Source organism: Pelagibacterium sp., from assembly GCF_965249125.1.
Lineage (GTDB): Bacteria > Pseudomonadota > Alphaproteobacteria > Rhizobiales > Devosiaceae > Pelagibacterium.
This window is the reverse complement of sequence record NZ_OZ252217.1, coordinates 2,890,049-2,906,729: the sequence shown is the minus strand read 5'-3', so window position 1 is coordinate 2,906,729 and position 16,681 is coordinate 2,890,049. Positions and strand designations below refer to the sequence as shown.

Here is a 16,681-nt window from a genome sequence, read left to right as displayed (position 1 = left end):
CGGTAGTCTGACACCATGACACGCGACATCGCCAAGGTGCCCGGTCCTTTCGCCGGCCTCTCCGTAAAGCTCATAGCTGCGATCGCGCTGGTCATTCTCCTTGTCGAAGTCGCCGTCTTCCTGCCCTCGCTTGCCAATTACCGCGTGGGCTGGCTCGAAGACCGGCTACGTGTGGGGGGCGTGGCGGTCAGGGTATTCGACACCGCCCCTGACGTGATGGACCTGCCCACCGAAATCACCGACCCGCTTTTGCAGGCCGCCGGCGCCATCGCCATTGTCTATCGTCGCGAGGGACAGACCGATCTGATCGGGCTGGAAGCTGTTTCCATGCCCGAGCAGCCCCATCTGGCCGATCTGCGCGACACCAACCCCATGCGCCTGATCGTCGAGGCGCTCGATACACTGGTCATGGGTGGCCAGCGCACCCTGCGCATTGTCGGCGTGCCGCCCGGGGCGGGAGACGCGGTGGTTGAGATTTTGATGCCGGAAAGCCCGCTTCGGGCGGACCTTTTGACCTATGCCGGCAACATCGTGCTCGTTTCCATCGTCATCGCCGGGGTCACGGCCTTCGTTATCTACGTCCTCGCCGAAAATCTGTTGATCGGGCCGATCAAGCGCCTCACCAACCAGATGCTGGCCTTCCGCGAAAGCCCTGAAAACGGCACGCTGGTCGTTGCGCCCGATGGGACCCGCAAGGACGAGATCGGCATTCTCGAGCGCGCGCTCGCCGACACCCAGGCCGAACTGTTCGCCATGCTGCGCCAGCGCCGGCATCTGGCCGATCTGGGCATGGCGGTTTCCAAGATCAATCACGATTTGCGCAACATGCTGACCTCGGCCCAGTTGCTCTCCGACCAGGTGGCCAATCTCGACGACCCCCAGGTGCAGCGTCTTGCCCCGCGGCTGGTGACCACGCTCGACAAGGCCATCGCCTTTGCCCAGACGGTGCTCGATTACGGACGCCAGCAATCGGCGCCGCCGCGCGCCGAGCCTGTCGATCTGCGGGCGCTCGGGTTTGAAGCCGCCCTTTCGGGCGGGTTGACGGGACATCCATCGATTGTGTTCGAAAATCAGGTTCCCGATGATTCGGTGATCCTTGTCGATCCCGACCATCTTGCCCGCGTTCTGACAAATCTGTTCAAGAACGCCCGCGAAGCACTCGAGGCCACCCCCGAGATCGCCGCACCCCATGTTCGCTTTTCTCATCAGCGGACCGGGGAAGGCATAAGGCTGGTCGTCGCCGATAACGGACCTGGCCTTCCGCCGCGCGCGCGCGAAAACCTGTTTGTCGCCTTTGAAGGGTCGGCCAGGGCCGGCGGCACGGGACTGGGTCTGGCCATCGTGCGCGAATTGGTTGAAGCCAATGGCGGGCGTGTGGAACTGCTCGCTGACGCACAGGGAACCGCTTTCGCCATCGATCTGCCATCGGGTGCCGAAGGCGGCGCCTGATGAAATTTCCGCGAAAACTTCCCACGCTGGCCCCTTGCAATGGCCGCCGAGCCAGTATAAGCGTTCGCCTGCCGATCGGGGCACCGCCCCCGAAACCGCGTTCACCGCACCGGCACTGCGCGCCCGTAGCTCAGCTGGATAGAGCACCAGACTACGAATCTGGGGGTCAGAGGTTCGAATCCTTTCGGGCGCGCCAAAATAACCACCGTTCGGAATAGAACCACGAACTATCGACAATAGAGGCTGGTTTGCGCCCTCCGTTCGGTCTTTCCGAGGACTTTCGGGGTCGCCCAAGAGCTGCCGTTGCTAACGGATTTCGCGGAGGACCGGATCGGAGTGAAAATGAAACACGGGGATTTGGGCGTCGTCGCCTAAGTCGGAGCAGAAGTTTAGACGCAAGTCAATTTTCCAGATCTCTTGCCGCCGGGTTTTCGTGCTGTTTTCGGGGCCGGTCTTTCGTTTCCCAGCTCTCCTCGTCCCGCCTGCCGATCCGGCTTGAGAGCCATTGATAAGCCCCCAAAGCCACCAGTGCCAACATGGTCGCCGCAAACAAGGTCGCAGGGTAAACAGCAAGCTCGATTCCCTCGCGGCTAGTCTGAAAGACCATCACCAGGGCCTCAAGGCTGGCGGCAATTACGACGATGGTGACAAATTTCGTTATGGAGCGTCGTGATTCCACGGAAGAACGCAGTTCGCGCTGCCGCAGAATCTCCTCCTCGGCAATAAACTTTGCTGTTTCGACGACAGCGAAACCTATGATCACGAGCCCAATGCTGTCGAGGACGGCTGGTGCGGGGTCCCCCGACACTAAGCCCAAATAGCCCCCCCAAAAGGCCGAGCCCAGAAGAACCATCGCCAACGCAATGAGGAAAAGAGTTGCAACAACGTAGTAGGCCAGCGCCAGACGCGCATATACCGCTCTCACTGATATGCTCTTTTGCTGACATTAACCGATAGCGTGATTCTTGCACGTCACCTTCGATGATGCAAACACCTCGGCAAATCCGACAGAATTGGCTCACTGATAGCGCTGTTTGGAGCGATATGGCTTGAATTTGTCGCTGAACCAGCGGGGAATATGGCTTAGGGTGACTGATGATGACCTGCTGCTGCACTGTCAGCGTGCACTCCGATCGTGAGCGCGCCGTCGCTATCCAGACCGACAGAGAGGGAGGTCGCCACCCTCGCTACCGGCCGCGCGCAACCAACTAGCAACTCGACACGCGCTATGTCGTCGGCGTCCTTGGTCGAAACCTGAACGTCAGCTTGGAACGAGAATAGGAACAGCATCGTTGGCGACATAGCCTGCCTCGGACAAAGGGCATAGAGGAGAGGAGGGGACGCTGACACCTTTGGCTCACCACATGTTGACGCACATCATCGTCATGAACCTTTTGGTGCCGGCGGTGCTGTTTGCTATGCCCAGACCGTGGACTAGAGGAATCTGGCGATACTGGCCATACGCGACAACGATCCAATTGATCCTGCTCTGGGGCTGGCACAGCCCGCCCGTGCTTGATGCCGCCATAGGGTCGTCCGCTTTGATGGCCGCCATGCACATCTCACTCGCGCTGGCGGCGGCGGGGTTCTGGGCTGCGATCATCGATATGCCCGCGGCGGGGCGCTGGCGTTCGATCTTTGCTCTGCTGATCACCGGCAAGCTGTTTTGCCTTTTGGGGGTGCTCCTGGTCTTCGCGCCGCGCGCTCTTTATGGAGCCATGCCCCTCCATGGCGATGGTGCCGCGATGCTCTCGCCGCTGGCAGATCAACAGCTGGCCGGGCTGATCATGGTTGTCGCGTGTCCACTCACCTATGTTGCGGCCGGTATCTGGATCGCCGCGCGCTGGTTTCTGACGCTTGAAGCGCAGGGGCGCATGAATGCCTGATCGGGGGGACGACGACGTCGTAATGGTGCGCCGGCTGACCCGGTGGCAGCGGTTGGGAATGGCTGCGCTCTTCCTGGCTGGCGTTTTCGTGGTCGGCGCTGCGGTGTTTGTGTGGACCGGCTACTACAATATCAGCGCAAAAAGCGAACACTGGGATTTCACCACCGAGATCCTTGAGACTGTGCGCGATCAGTCGATCCATGCGCGGGCCGACGCCATTGTCGTGCCAGACCTTGAAGATCCTGGGATGATCGCACTGGGCCGTCAGCACTATCGTGGCGGGTGCGCAAGTTGTCATGGAATCCCCGGCGAGGAGCGCAACCCCGTTTCGCGCGCCATGCTGCCCGATCCTCCAGACCTCGCTTTTGCCTTTGACAGGTATGATCCAAGCGCCCTGTTCTGGCTGATCGACAACGGCATCAAGTATACCGGAATGCCATCCTGGCCGGGGATGGGTCGCCAGGACGAAATCTGGCCAATGGTCGCCTATCTCAAATCCGTGCACCAGGAGAACCGTCCTGGGACCATTATCGAGGATACGAGCGGAGATGGCGAGCCAATCGATTCCTATGGCTTTCAAGTGCTGGACGAATGCAGTCGCTGCCATGGCGACGCTCAGACGGGCCCGGTCAGTGACCGCGTGCCATCCCTTTCTGGGCAACCGCCCGATTATCTCGAACGCGCCCTGCGCGAGTATCGCGCCGGGTTGCGTGAGAGCGGCTATATGGAACCTGCCGCCTTTGGACTCACTGACGATGCAATATCCCTGTTTGCTACGCTTTACTCCCAATATCGAGCGCCTACGACCGGCGCCCAGTTTGATCCCGAACAGGTGGCACGCGGCGCCGCAATTGCCCTGAATGGCATGCCGCAAGACGATGTGCCGGCCTGCACAAGTTGCCACGGCAACGGCAATCCGCAGTTCCCCAACCTGGCGGGCCAATCGCAAACCTATCTGCAAGGACAGCTCGAACTCTGGCGCAATGGTGCAAGAGATAGAACGCCCTATGGGCAGATCATGGCGGTTGTCGGTCGAAACATGAGCCAGAGCCAGATCGAGGATGTCAGTGCCTATTTCGCCAGCCTCGAACAGCCGGCATCGGGAGGCGACCCGTGAACCGGACGGCCTCGCTCTTTGCCTGTATGGCCGTGATCCTTCTGGCCGGATGCTCATCCATGCAATCTGCCTTGCACCCCACAGGCGCGGAAGCGGGGCGCATTGCGACCCTATTCTGGATCATGACAATCGGCGGCACCCTGATCATGGTCCTGGTGATCGCCGCCGCCGCTTTGGCTATTTATGGCGGCAGGCTGCGGGCTTCGCTTTCTAGCGAGCGTTTCGTTGTCGTCATGGGTCTGGCCTTCCCTGTGGTCGTATTGACCGCGCTCTTAATCTACGGCTTTGCGCTTATGCGGGCCGGCGAACCTCAGCAAACCACTCCCGGAGACCTGCGGGTCGAAATCGCGGGCGAACTGTGGTGGTGGCGGGTCACCTATGTCACTGCAGACGGGCGCCGGGTAAGCTCGGCCAATGAACTACACCTACCGGTCGGCAAACCGGTCGAAATCGCTCTCACCAGCACCAATGTGATCCACTCCTTCTGGGCACCTCAACTGGCCGGAAAGCTGGACATGATCCCCGGGCGCACCAACACGTTGACCGTAACGGCGACAGAGGAGGGGATCAGCCGGGGACAATGCGCCGAATATTGCGGCGGGGCCCATGCCCTGATGGCGTTCCATCTTGTGGCGCAAGCGCCCGAAGAGTTCGGCGCGTGGCTCGAGGCAGAGGCGAACGTGGCGGCTGAGCCCCAGACCGATATGGCCAGCGAGGGGCAAACCCTTTTCGCCCAGTCCGGATGCGGGGCTTGCCACGCCGTGCGCGGCACCAGAGCGCGCGGAACCATCGGGCCCGATCTCACCCATGTGGGAAGCCGGCATTCGCTTGCCGCGGCAACGCTTCCCAACACAGCCCAAGCCTTTGCGCGGTGGATCGACGACAACCAGCACATCAAACCGGACAACAAGATGCCAGACTACGAAATTCTGTCCGAACGCCAGATCGAAGCCCTTGCAGTCTATCTCGAGGGCCTTCAATGATGATCGATTTTTCAGGGTTTTCCATCTGGATCAATCTTGCGGTCTTTGCGGTCGCCGCCATCATTGTCTGGCTGGCGGGCGCACGGATCACCCATTACGCCAACGCCATAAGCGACAAGACCGGCATCGGCCAGGCTGCCATCGGCTTGCTGCTGCTGGCCGGTGTTACCTCGCTGCCCGAAATCGGCGCCACAGTCACTTCGGCCGCAACAGGCGCCTCGGCGATGGCCATCAACAATCTGTTCGGCTCGATTGCGGCCCAGGTGGTTATCCTGGCCATCGTCGATCTGGTCATCGGGCGCAGGGCGCTGACCTCTTCGATTCCCGACCCCATGGTCATTCTGCAGGGCGGGTTGAACGTGTTGCTTATCTCGATTGTTGCGGCCGGCATGGTGGTCGGCGATTTCCCCATTCTCGGTATTGGCGCCTGGGCCTGGATCTGTGGCGCAGCCTACGCTTTCGCCGTCTATATCCTGGCCAACTCTCAAGGGCGAAAATCCTGGGTCGCGGCTCATGCCGGACATGTCGATGAAAGGCTGCTCGATCAGCAGGCCGCCGCGGAAAAAAAGGCCAGCAAACGGCACGGTCAACATTCTTTGCGCGGGCTGATCTGGCGGACGGCAGGCCTGGCCCTGGCCATTCTTGTTGCCGGCTATCTTCTTGCGCGGACAGGGGATGCGCTGGCCAGCCAGAGTGGTCTGGGCGGTAGCGCTATGGGGTTCATCCTTCTGGCTTTTGCGACCTCGCTGCCCGAGTTTTCGACAACTGTTACCGCAGCCAGGGAGGGCCTTTATACCCTTGCGGTATCTGACATCCTGGGCACCAATCTGATCAATGTCGGGCTGGTCTTTGTGGTTGATCTTGTCGCGCAGGGAGAGCCGGTCCTCTCACAAGCGGACACATTCACCACCTTTGGCGCGCTGCTGGGCATCGCAGTGACTGCTTTGTTCGTCATCGGGATGGCCGAACGTGAGGACAAGACGGTTCTGCGCATGGGGCTGGACTCCGCTGCTGTCTTTCTTTGTTACACGGCGGGCCTTGCCGTCATGTTTTTCCTGCGGTGAGCGATGAGCGATAGACTGGAACAACTGCCCAACAAGGGGCCTCGCCCCGAAGGCGAGCTTGAAGACCTCAAGCGGATCTGGGCGACGCCGAAGGGCTGGCGGCTGCCGACCGCAGTCAACAATACGGTGATCGGCACGCTCTATATCGGGGTGGCCTTCCTGTTCTTTATACTGGCGGGCATCCTGGCGTTGGTCATGCGCACCCAACTGGCCGTCGGTGACAATACGTTGGTCAACCAGGACCTCTACAACCAGCTCTTTACCGTCCATGGCACGACGATGATGTTCCTGTTCGCCGTGCCGGCCGTCGAAGCGCTGGGGGTCCTTTTGTTACCGCAAATGCTGGCGGCCCGCGACCTGCCGTTTCCTCGATTGTCGGCCTTTGCGATCTGGGCCTATGTCATTGGCGGGTTGGTGTTCTTTTCGACAATTTTTTACGACCTGGCGCCGAGGGGCGGATGGTTCATGTATCCGCCAAATACGCTGCCCGAATTCTCGCCTGGCAGCAGCGAAGATTTCTGGCTCTTGGGCATCGGTTTCATCGAGATTTCAGCGATTGCCGGAGCAATAGAAATCATCGTCGGCGTGCTGCGGACACGACCGCCTGGAATGACGCTGGCGAAAATGCCGATCTTTTGCTGGGCCATGCTGATCTTTGCGGCGATGATCGTTTTTGCTTTTCCCGCGGTTATCCTCGCTACAATGCTGCTTGAGATCGAACGTGCCTTCGGCTGGCCGTTCTTTTCGGCCGAACTGGGTGGCGATTCCCTGCTCTGGCAGCATCTGTTCTGGTTCTTCGGGCACCCGGAGGTCTACATTATCTTTTTGCCCGCCGCCGGGCTGGTCTCCATGATGATTCCCACGATGGCCCAAACGCCATTGGTGGGTTATCGGCTCATCGTTGTGGCCCTGATTGCAACGGGGTTCTTTTCGTTCGGTCTGTGGGTTCACCACATGTTTACGACCGGCATTCCAGGGCTGAGCCTTGCTTTCTTTTCCGCTGCCAGCATGGCGGTCGCCATTCCATCAGGCATTCAGGTGTTTTCCTGGATTGCCACCATCGCGGCCGGCCGCAAGCGCTTCCGGCTCAATGTGCCCTCTTTGTTCATCCTGGGCTTTCTGTTCATTTTCACCCTGGGTGGTTTGACCGGTGTCATGGTCGCTGTCGTTCCCTTCGATCTCCAGGCCCATGACAGCTATTTCGTCGTCGCCCATTTTCACTACGTGCTCGTGGGCGGCATGGTGTTCCCGCTGTTTGCGACCTTCTATTACTGGGCGCCGATCGTAAGCAGGACCATGCTGTCAGAGCGCCTTGGCACATGGGCGTTCTGGCTGATGTTCATCGGCTTTAACGTCACCTTTTTTCCCATGCACATCACCGGACTTGCCGGAATGCCGCGGCGGGTATGGACCTATCCATCCAATCTGGGCTGGGATGTGCTCAATATGATCTCGACGGTTGGCGCCTTTGTGATCGCGGCGGGGGTTCTGGTGTTCATCATCGACCTCATCCGCAATTTCCGTATTGGCGAAGGCGGGCCGGAAAACCCCTGGGGGGCCGGTACGCTCGAATTCCTGCCCAACGACGTTTACGCCATGCGCTCGATCCCCCACGTCACCAGCCGCGAGCCGGTATGGGATAATCCCAACCTGGCCAAGGAGGTCGATGAGGGACTTCATTACCTCCCCAATGCCCCGACCGGGGGGCGCGAAACCTTGGTCACCTCGGCTGTTGATGCCAAGCCGCAATATGTGTTGCAGATGCCCGGAGCCGGCTGGTCGCAGGTGGCGGCGGCGGCGATGACCGCAGCGTTTTTCCTTCTCCTGACAATAAAGCAGGTCGAAGTCGCTCTGGCCTGCGGTGTGCTCGCCATCGCCGCGTGCATTGTCTGGACCTGGCAACTTGATAGACCCGGTATCGGCGAGGTTGATATCGGCGGCGGCATCAGGGTGCCGACCTATGTTACCGGCCCGTTGTCCCACAGTTGGTGGGCCATGGTCGTTCTGATGCTGGTCTCGGCCTCGCTCTACGTGTCCTATATCTTTTCGTACCTCTACCTTTGGACGGTTTCACCAGACGTCTGGGCGCCGACAGGTTCACCGGCACCGCCATCCCTCTTCTTCCCACTGGGCAGTGCTCTCCTGCTTGTCGGTGGGGCAGCTATTGTTTTTTGGGCCGGTCGGGTCATCCCACCCGAAGGGCGGCGCAGCGTTTCGGTTATTGCAGCGATGGTGCTGGCGGCCCTCGCTATGGCAGCCGGGGTGGGGCTCGAGATATGGGGGCATTTGCTCAGCGGACTGGACCCAACAGCATCGTCCTATGGCGCGATGGTTTATATGGCACCGATCCTGACGGGCCAGGCTGGCGCAGCCGCCATCATCATGTGCCTGTTCGCGGCAGCGCGACATGTAACCGGCCAGCTCGACAGCGTCCGACGGGTAACCTTCGATAACGCTGCGCTTCTTTACTATTACACTGTGGGCCAGGGGCTCGTGGGGCTATTGCTGATCCACGGTTTCCCGCGCCTGATTGGATAGAGCCATGAGTGACGTGTCTTCATCCCGGCGCATGGTCGCCACCTTGGTGTTTCTAATCTCCGGCCCAATCTGCTGGGCCCTTCAACTTACCGCCATGTATGGGGGACAGTCAGCCTTCTGTGCATTTGGGGGGGTCGAGCTAAGCCTTATTCGGGGCTGGGTGCTGATCGTCAGCGCCGTGACAGGGCTTGCCTGCATTGCCGGATTGGTCTGGACGAAACATACATATGCGGTGTTCACCGGCGTCTCTCCCGCCGGTGAACAGTGGGGTTTTTTGGCTTTTGTGATGCGGGCCCTGTCAGCACTGTCGCTGCTGGCCATTGCCTATGCCGCGATCGGGGCGATCATGCTGCCCGCCTGTGCGGGGCTCCGATAGGGTGGAGCCCGACACGCCGGCGTGACTGCTAACTGTTGGCGATATTATTCGGATTTTTTGCGCTTCTTGAAGCTTTCCACGGTGCCCTCCGCGTCGCCGGTTGCGCAGGCCCGGGGCTGCCGCAAGACGGGCATTTCCGAGGTGACCCGCTGTCCTCGCATCGGATTTCTCTCATCAGTCGCCGTCCATGGCAAAAACTGTCTTGGACTTGTCTGTCGCCACGAGTCGCCAGACGATTGGTCCAAAAACCGCTATCGCGGCGATGGCGTAGATAGTGAGCGCGATCGGAGACGTCAGCAAGAACATCCAGTCACCCCGATTGATCATCAGGCCACGCCGCAGTTGCTCTTCCGCGAGCGGACCCAGGATGGCGCCAACCAGTACAGGGGCCAGGGGATAGCCGAACCGGCGCATGACAAAGCCAAGCAGACCAAAGAACAGCAGCAGCACAAGGGCAAACACATTTCCTTGCGCACCGATGGTACCCAGAGTGGCAAAAGTCAGGATGCCGGCATAGAGCCAGGGGCGCGGGATCATCAAAAGCCGCACCCAGACGCCTACGAACGGCAGGTTGAGGACCACAAGCATCAGATTGGCAATAAACAGCGACGCCACGAGGCCCCAGACCAGTCCGGGGTCGTTGGTGAACAGCAGCGGGCCGGGCTGCAGCCCGTATTGCTGGAAGCCCGCAAGCATCATTGCCGCCGTCGCTGATGTCGGCAGCCCTAGGGTCAGCAGAGGTATGAGAGTACCTGCCGCCGAAGCGTTATTGGCGGCTTCTGGTCCCGCAACCCCTTCAATGGCGCCTTTTTCGGATTCGAACTCCTCCTTGGCGATGCCTTTGGCCCCTTTGCGTTCGGCCGAATAGGACAGGAAGGTCGGAATCTCGGCGCCGCCCGTTGGAAGCGGCCCAAACATGAAACCCAGTCCCGCGCCGCGGAAATAGGACGGGATGATCCGCTTGAAATCCTTGAGTGAAAGCCAGATCGAGCCGCGGATCGCTTCCACCTTGTCTTCAACATCAGTTTTGCGCGACGCGATATAGAGGGTTTCCCCGATCGCGAACAGACCGACGGCCACAATGGCGATCGAGATATTGTCGCGCAGTTCGGGAATGCCGAAAGCGAGGCGAGGCTGGCCCGTCAATTTGTCGATACCGACGAGTCCGATGGCAAGCCCAACGAAAAGCGCCGTCAGCCCACGGGCCACGGACCCGCCGAATGCTGCCGAAACCGTTACGAACGAAAGAACCATCAGCGCGAAATACTCGGCAGGGCCAAACGAGAGCGCGACCCGCACCATGAAGGGTGACACAAGGGCCAGCCCAAGAGTGCCGATCGTTCCTCCAACGAAAGAGCCGATGGCGGCGGCGCCCAGCGCCTTGCCGCCACGGCCGTTGCGGGCCATCTTGTTGCCCTCGACAGCCGTCATGATCGACGCCGTCTCACCTGGCGTATTGAGCAGGATCGAGGAGATCGCCCCGCCATACATGCCGCCATAGTAGATACCCGCAAACATGATCAGCGAGCCGGTGGCGCCAAAGGAAAGAGAAATGGGGAGCAGAAGAGCGACAGTAAGGGCCGGGCCGATGCCGGGCATGACCCCGACGGCGGTGCCAAGCAGAACCCCGATCAGGGCAAAGGCCAGGTTCATCGGCTGGGCTGCAACCATCAAACCGTCGAGCAGAAGTGCGAAGGTATCCATGAAATCTGACCTTCTCGATTAGCGCAGCGCGCCGTCTATGACGCGTTCGATCGGGCCCGCGGGCAGCGACAGGCTCAACCCGTGCTTGAAGAGCACGTAAAGCAGTGCCGAAACGCCAAGCCCGACAAGAATGGTGAGCCAGAGCGGCTTGCGGCCCATGCCGCGCGCTGCCAGCCCGAACAGGGCGCCCGAACCGATGATGAATCCGGCGCCCGCATAGAGCAGCACAGTTTCGGCCACCACGGCGCCGGTCACCCAGGCAACGGCTGGAATGTTCATTTTCTCGCGCTCTGGAAAACTGTTTCTGAGCGCCATAACGACTGTTGCGACGCCAAAGAAGGCAAGCCCGGCCGCAATCAGATAGGGAAAGATTTCAGGGCCGAACTGGGCGTAGGAGCGGCGTTCGGGATAGGTCGAGCCGTCCCAGGCTATCAACGCGGCAAACAGAAACAGGCCAACGGCAATCGCTAGGCCACCAAGGTCCCGCGCGCTGTAATTGATCAGAGGCCGGCGTTCGCCGGCCCCTCCATTGCGGTCATCGATCTGGCTCACTGGGAAATTCCCAGATCCTGGAGGATTGCCGTCGTCGACTCGATTTCGTTGGCGAGATACTCTTCGAAGGCTGCGCCATCCATATAGGTGTTAACCCAGCCGCGATTGCGCAACTCATCGTTCCAGGCGTCCGACCCTGCCATTTCCTGAATGACTGAAATCAGCTCGGCCTTTTCCTCGTCGGTGATGTCGGGTGCCCCGGCAATCATGCGCCAGTTCTGGATATCGAGATTGTAGCCCTGTTCGACAAATGTCGGAGCATCGGTGTATTCCTGGGCTTCCGGAGCGGTAATCCCGATCACGCGCAGTTCACCAGCTTCGATCTGGGCGGAAAATTCCGAATAGCCCGAAACCCCTGCCGTCACCTGTCCGCCTAGGATGGCCGCCAGCGCTTCACCGCCGCCCGAATAGGGGATGTAGTTGATCGCAGCGGGATCAACGCCTGCTTCCTGGGCAAACCGTCCGACTGCGATGTGGTCGACGCCGCCCGCCGAACCGCCGGCCCAGGTTACGCCACCGGGATCGGCCTCAAGCATTGCCGCAAGGTCCTGGGCGGTTTCGATCTCGCTGTTGGCCGGAACCACAACAACCACATACTCGCCCGTCAGGCGGGCCAGCGGCGTGATGTCGTCGAGCCCCACGGGCGAGGCGTTGGCGATGACGGCGCCCACCATCACATAGCCGCCAACGATGGTTGCCGCAGGGTCGCCCGAAGACTGATTGATGAACTGCTGAAGCCCGATCGTGCCGCCGGCGCCAGCAACATTGCTGACCTGGATGTTGGAGACGAGCCCCTCGGACTGCAATGTCGACTGAATTGTACGGGCCGTCTGGTCCCAGCCGCCACCGGGGCCCGCTGGGGCCATAATCGACAGGCTGTCGATGGCCATTGCCGGGGCCGAGATCAGGGCAGTGCCCGCAAGCACGGCGCCCGCCAGTTTAAGAGAATTAAGATAGTTCACAGCTTCCTCCTCAATGTTCCTGTTGTTGCCGGCCAGCGGGCCGGACTGTGAGAAGCCAACAGAGGAAAAACACCTCCGGCCGGTCCATTGGCGCATGCCTTTAGGACGAGCCTCAAGCCTTGAGTTGCAAGGCTTTCTCCCGGTTCTCCCTCTTGCCAAGCTATGGGTTCGACAGCACACTTGGCGATCGAATACTTGGCAAGCTCCGCTGCGCACTTTAGGAGCGTCAACTGTCATCAACCTGTCAGGGAGGGCGGGTTTTGCGAATTCTCGTGGTGGAGGACACCGAGGATGTCGGAGAAGCCGTCGTGGGGGCCTTTGAACATATGGGCCACGCCGTCGACTGGCGGCGCACTCATGCCGGGTCGATGGACGCGCTCGCGGTCCAGGACTATGCGCTTGTCGTGCTAGACGTGAACCTGCCAGACGGCTCCGGATTCGACATCCTGGCCAGTTTGCGCGCGCGGCGGATCGAAACGCCGGTGCTCGTCCTGACGGCGCGCGCACTTGTCGATGACAGGGTCGACGCTCTGGACACCGGCGCCGATGATTATCTCGTCAAACCCTTCGACTTTCGCGAGCTTGAGGCTCGTGCCCGCGCCCTGTTGCGCCGGAGCAAGGGCAGTGCCCTGGCCACGCTTGCGGTGGGCGACATAACGCTCGATCCCAAATCGCGCGCAGTAACCCTCTCGGGGGACCCGGTCGAGTTGACCCGGCGTGAAATCGCCCTTCTCGAAGTGCTGATGGGCCATCCCGAACGGGTTTTTTCCAAATCCGAACTGCTCGACCAGCTCTACGGATTTGAAAGCGAGGCAGGGCCCAACGCCATCGAACTCTATATCGGCAGACTGCGCAAGAAACTCGCCGATGCGGAAACCCAAATCCGCACATTGCGCGGCATGGGCTACCAGATCCTGCCACCAAAGGCATCGGGCCGATGATAGAGGTTGCAGGGGCCAAACGCCACTTTTCGCTGTTCTGGCGGCTGACCGGCATCATTTCGCTCGTGTTGCTGGCGGGCGCAGCGGCGCTGACGTTTGCCGCATGGTCCTATGCCCGCGTTGCCGCCGACAATGCCTATGACCGATTGCTCGTCGGTGCGGCGCGCCAGATCAGTGAAACCGTTTCCGCCGATGCCGGGGCCGTCACCGTCGATGTGCCGACCTCCGCTCTCGAAACCCTTTCGATTTCCCGGTCCGACCGGGTTTACTACCAGGTGGCCGCGCCCGATGGCGCCGTCATAACCGGCTATCCCGACCTGCCCTTGCCCGACACAGCCGGGGCACCTTCCGATGCGGCGGTCGTCGGCGACGGCGAATTTCTCGGTCATGCCATCCGCACGGCATCGGTCTGGCGCTATCTTGCCGAACAGGGTGCGACAGGCTGGGTCCGCATTACGGTTGCCCAGACGCGCGAGGCGCGCAACGCCCTCTCGCTCGAACTTGCACTGAGCGGCTTTCTCGCCGTTGCCGGTATGAGCATTCTTGCGCTCGCCGCGCTGATGGGTGCCGTGCGGCTCGGCCTGCGGCCCTTGCGGCTCCTGCAGGACGAACTGGCCCGGCGCGACCCCAACGACCTTCGGCCGCTCGAGGTCGAAACGCCTTTGGAGGTCGATGCGCTTGTGGGAACCATCAACAGGTTCATGGCTCGTCTGTCGGAACGGCTTGGGTCCATGCAGCGCTACATCGAAACGGCGGCACACCAGTTGAGAACGCCCCTGACCGGAATTTCCGCGCAAGTCGAATTGCTCGATAGGGCGCATGACGACCAGGCCCGTTCTGCGGCAACGGCACGTCTGCGCCGCCGCGTGGGCGAAGTGGGGCGTCTTGCCAACCAGCTCCTGAGCCATGCAACTATCATCCATCGCGCCGAGGCCGTCCTTGCCGAAAGCGTCGATCTTGCCCAGATTGCGCGCACGGCGATTTCCGATGCAACGCTGGAAACCATCGAACGCGACCTCACCGTCCGATTGGATGTGCCCGATACTCCCGTCCTCGTCCTGGGTGATGCCATAGCGCTCCGGGAGGCACTGCGTAATCTCGTGGAAAATGCCCTGGCCTATGGAGCGCCCTCGCGGCTCGAGGTTCGCCTGGCCCGCGATCAGGGCAGCGCAACGCTTTCGGTCATCGATGATGGTCCGGGTATCGCACCGGCGGACTGGGAGCGTTTGCGGGCCCGATATGTGCGTGGCGAGATGGATGGCACGGGCTCGGGCCTCGGGCTGGCCATCGTCGGCGACGTCGCCCGCACTCATGGCGCGCGCCTTGACGCTATCGAGACGCCGGGCGGTGATTTCGGTATAAGCCTGACCCTGCCAACATCGGAGAAATGATGAAGCGTATCCTCTTTGCCATTGCGTTCGGGCTTGCCGGACTTGTAGGACCCGCCCTGCCGCGCGAGGTCTATACCTTTCCCGCGCCGAATGGCGAAAGCGAGGTGCTGACGATCGAGGCGTCGGCCGATCTGAGCGCCATGGAGCCCCTGATCCGCGACTTCCAGGTGCTCGAACCCACGGTCTCGGTACACTTTGCCGATTCCTTGACCAACGATGTCTTTGCTGCAGCACTCCGGGCCTGTCGCAGTGGCGAGGTGTTTGCCGATTTGATGATCACATCATCGGTGGATCATGTGGCCAAACTGACAAATGACGGCTGCGCGCAGCGCCATGAATCGGCGTTGACTCAACAGGTTCCCGATTGGGCCAATTGGCGCAACGAGGCGTTCGGGTTCACCTTCGAGCCTGCGGTCATCGTCTTCAATCGTGACCTCGTGCCGCAAGAGAACGTGCCGCTGACCCGCAATGGGCTTGTCGAACTGCTGCGACAGCAACCCGATGTCTATAATGGCAGGGTTGGCACCTATGACATTACCCAGTCGGGCATCGGCTATCTCTATGCCTTTTTCGATGCCGAGCAGTCATCGGTGTTCGGGCGCCTGCTCGAAGGATTCGGGCGCGCCGATGCCGTTTTGGCCTCGACGACCGGCGCGATTCTCGACGCCATTGAAACCGGGGAAGTCCTGATCGGCTACAATTTGCTCGGTTCTTACGCCTATGCACGGCTGGCCGCTGGCGCACCCATCGGAATCGTCCTGCCCCATGACTATACAATCGTGCTCTCACGCGCGGTTCTGATCCCGCCACATGCCGAGAACCGCGCGGCGGGCGAGCGATTTCTCGACTATTTGCTTTCGGAACGCGGGCAGACGGTATCGGCACGATCGGCGTTCTTTTTCCGCTTCGATAGCCCTCCGCCCGAGGGTGTTCTGGCAGCAGACGCGGCTCAAGGCGCAACCTTTTATCGGCCCATCGTGCTTGGGCCGTCGCTCCTTGTCACACTCGACCAGGCTAAGCGCCGACAGTTCCTCGATGACTGGCAGGATGCGGTATCGCCTCAATGAGCTTATCGCCCGCTCTGGCAAACGCTCCACGCTCCAAGTCGAATTGCCTTCTGTGGAACATTGGCGGAGAATGACGTGGTTGATCCGTTTTTGAAGTCATTTTGCTACTGGTCCGTGGGAATTGACGGCAGCTTAGCGCCTGCATTCCCGCCGTGGAGGTTGCGCTTACGATTCGCCGATAGCCGCACGATGGCAACGAACCGGGAGAATGCGCCATGACCCGGCATGGCTCGGTCAGCCATACGGCCTCTTCAAAACAGCGGCGGCCAACGGGGTGGCGTGCGCCGTGTCGAATGGCGATCGCTCCCGGTCGTACATGCGCACACCAGAACGCCACGAAACGCTATGAAATCCAGCCTGCAAGCAACGATATCGACCCGACAGGGCTGATAAACGCCGCTCATGCCGTTCACCCCCTGGCAGCGCCAGAACACAAAACCCCATAGCCAAAGCGTGTCGATCGCGGGTCCCTGCATGAGGGGCTTTCGTACGCCTGCCGGCACCCGCAAACCTTGACCCATACCGCCGTTCCTGGAACAATATCAGTGGCCCGAAACTCGCCATTGTAATCGAACAATCGCAGATTTGCAGGGATCGCGACGTTGAGAGGCGGCTCGCCATCCGCCCAGCAATGCCGGGGCGGTGTCGAGC

Annotated in this window: 14 protein-coding genes and 1 tRNA gene; 11 read left to right on the top strand and 4 right to left on the bottom strand. The window is 60.8% G+C overall.

The features are described from left to right. Positions 1-15 precede the first annotated feature (15 nt). Both ACP148_RS14085 and ACP148_RS14080 read left to right on the top strand, forming a co-directional pair. Positions 16-1,449, top strand: coding sequence for an ATP-binding protein (locus ACP148_RS14085; RefSeq protein ID WP_421953066.1), 1,434 nt, complete (start codon positions 16-18; stop codon positions 1,447-1,449). A 119-nt stretch (positions 1,450-1,568) separates the two neighbouring features. Next, positions 1,569-1,645 (top strand) — tRNA-Arg (locus tag ACP148_RS14080). A gap of 204 nt (positions 1,646-1,849) precedes the next feature. Here ACP148_RS14080 and ACP148_RS14075 read toward each other — a convergent pair. Further along, positions 1,850-2,374 carry a hypothetical protein gene (locus ACP148_RS14075; RefSeq protein ID WP_421953065.1) on the bottom strand — a complete coding sequence of 175 codons (525 nt, stop codon included), beginning with the start codon at positions 2,372-2,374 and terminating at the stop codon, positions 1,850-1,852. A gap of 439 nt (positions 2,375-2,813) precedes the next feature. Between ACP148_RS14075 and ACP148_RS14070 the strand changes: the two genes are divergently transcribed. The 6 genes from ACP148_RS14070 to ACP148_RS14045 are packed head-to-tail and all read left to right on the top strand — an operon-like array spanning position 2,814 to position 9,413. Next, the gene (locus ACP148_RS14070; protein WP_421953064.1) at positions 2,814-3,335 is read left to right on the top strand and encodes a cytochrome c oxidase assembly protein; all 522 of its coding nucleotides are present in this window, start codon (positions 2,814-2,816) and stop codon (positions 3,333-3,335) included. Next, positions 3,328-4,452, top strand: a complete 1,125-nt coding sequence (locus ACP148_RS14065) for a c-type cytochrome (protein ID WP_421953063.1) — start codon at positions 3,328-3,330, stop codon at positions 4,450-4,452. Before ACP148_RS14070 ends, ACP148_RS14065 begins: the two co-directional genes overlap by 8 nt. A gap of 26 nt (positions 4,453-4,478) precedes the next feature. After that, entirely contained in the window at positions 4,479-5,435 is a 957-nt protein-coding gene (coxB, locus tag ACP148_RS14060) for a cytochrome c oxidase subunit II (protein WP_421953151.1), read from the top strand. After that, the gene (locus tag ACP148_RS14055; RefSeq protein WP_421953062.1) at positions 5,432-6,499 is read left to right on the top strand and encodes a sodium:calcium antiporter; all 1,068 of its coding nucleotides are present in this window, start codon (positions 5,432-5,434) and stop codon (positions 6,497-6,499) included. The genes coxB and ACP148_RS14055 overlap by 4 nt, the downstream gene beginning before the upstream one ends. 3 nt (positions 6,500-6,502) lie before the next feature. Beyond that, positions 6,503-9,037, top strand: coding sequence for a cytochrome c oxidase subunit I (gene ctaD / locus ACP148_RS14050; protein ID WP_421953061.1), 2,535 nt, complete (start codon positions 6,503-6,505; stop codon positions 9,035-9,037). Positions 9,038-9,041: 4 nt separating this feature from the next. Continuing rightward, entirely contained in the window at positions 9,042-9,413 is a 372-nt protein-coding gene (locus ACP148_RS14045) for a hypothetical protein (protein ID WP_421953060.1), read from the top strand. Positions 9,414-9,587: 174 nt separating this feature from the next. Here the strand turns inward: ACP148_RS14045 and ACP148_RS14040 are convergent, their stop codons facing one another. The 3 genes from ACP148_RS14040 to ACP148_RS14030 are packed head-to-tail and all read right to left on the bottom strand — an operon-like array spanning position 9,588 to position 12,559. Then, positions 9,588-11,117 carry a tripartite tricarboxylate transporter permease gene (locus ACP148_RS14040; RefSeq protein ID WP_421953059.1) on the bottom strand — a complete coding sequence of 510 codons (1,530 nt, stop codon included), beginning with the start codon at positions 11,115-11,117 and terminating at the stop codon, positions 9,588-9,590. Between the two features lie 18 nt (positions 11,118-11,135). Beyond that, the gene (locus ACP148_RS14035; protein ID WP_421953058.1) at positions 11,136-11,669 is read right to left on the bottom strand and encodes a tripartite tricarboxylate transporter TctB family protein; all 534 of its coding nucleotides are present in this window, start codon (positions 11,667-11,669) and stop codon (positions 11,136-11,138) included. Then, complete coding sequence (locus ACP148_RS14030; protein ID WP_421953150.1) at positions 11,666-12,559, bottom strand: Bug family tripartite tricarboxylate transporter substrate binding protein; 894 nt, start codon at positions 12,557-12,559, stop codon at positions 11,666-11,668. The genes ACP148_RS14035 and ACP148_RS14030 overlap by 4 nt, the downstream gene beginning before the upstream one ends. A gap of 332 nt (positions 12,560-12,891) precedes the next feature. On the opposite strand from ACP148_RS14030, the gene ACP148_RS14025 reads away from it, so the two are divergent. The 3 genes from ACP148_RS14025 to ACP148_RS14015 are packed head-to-tail and all read left to right on the top strand — an operon-like array spanning position 12,892 to position 16,030. Then, positions 12,892-13,572: a response regulator transcription factor gene (locus ACP148_RS14025; RefSeq protein WP_421953057.1), complete on the top strand. Its 681-nt coding sequence runs from the start codon at positions 12,892-12,894 to the stop codon at positions 13,570-13,572. After that, positions 13,569-14,963: a sensor histidine kinase gene (locus tag ACP148_RS14020; protein WP_421953056.1), complete on the top strand. Its 1,395-nt coding sequence runs from the start codon at positions 13,569-13,571 to the stop codon at positions 14,961-14,963. The genes ACP148_RS14025 and ACP148_RS14020 overlap by 4 nt, the downstream gene beginning before the upstream one ends. Next, complete coding sequence (locus tag ACP148_RS14015) at positions 14,963-16,030, top strand: ABC transporter substrate-binding protein (RefSeq protein WP_425033549.1); 1,068 nt, start codon at positions 14,963-14,965, stop codon at positions 16,028-16,030. Before ACP148_RS14020 ends, ACP148_RS14015 begins: the two co-directional genes overlap by 1 nt. Positions 16,031-16,681: the final 651 nt, after the last annotated feature.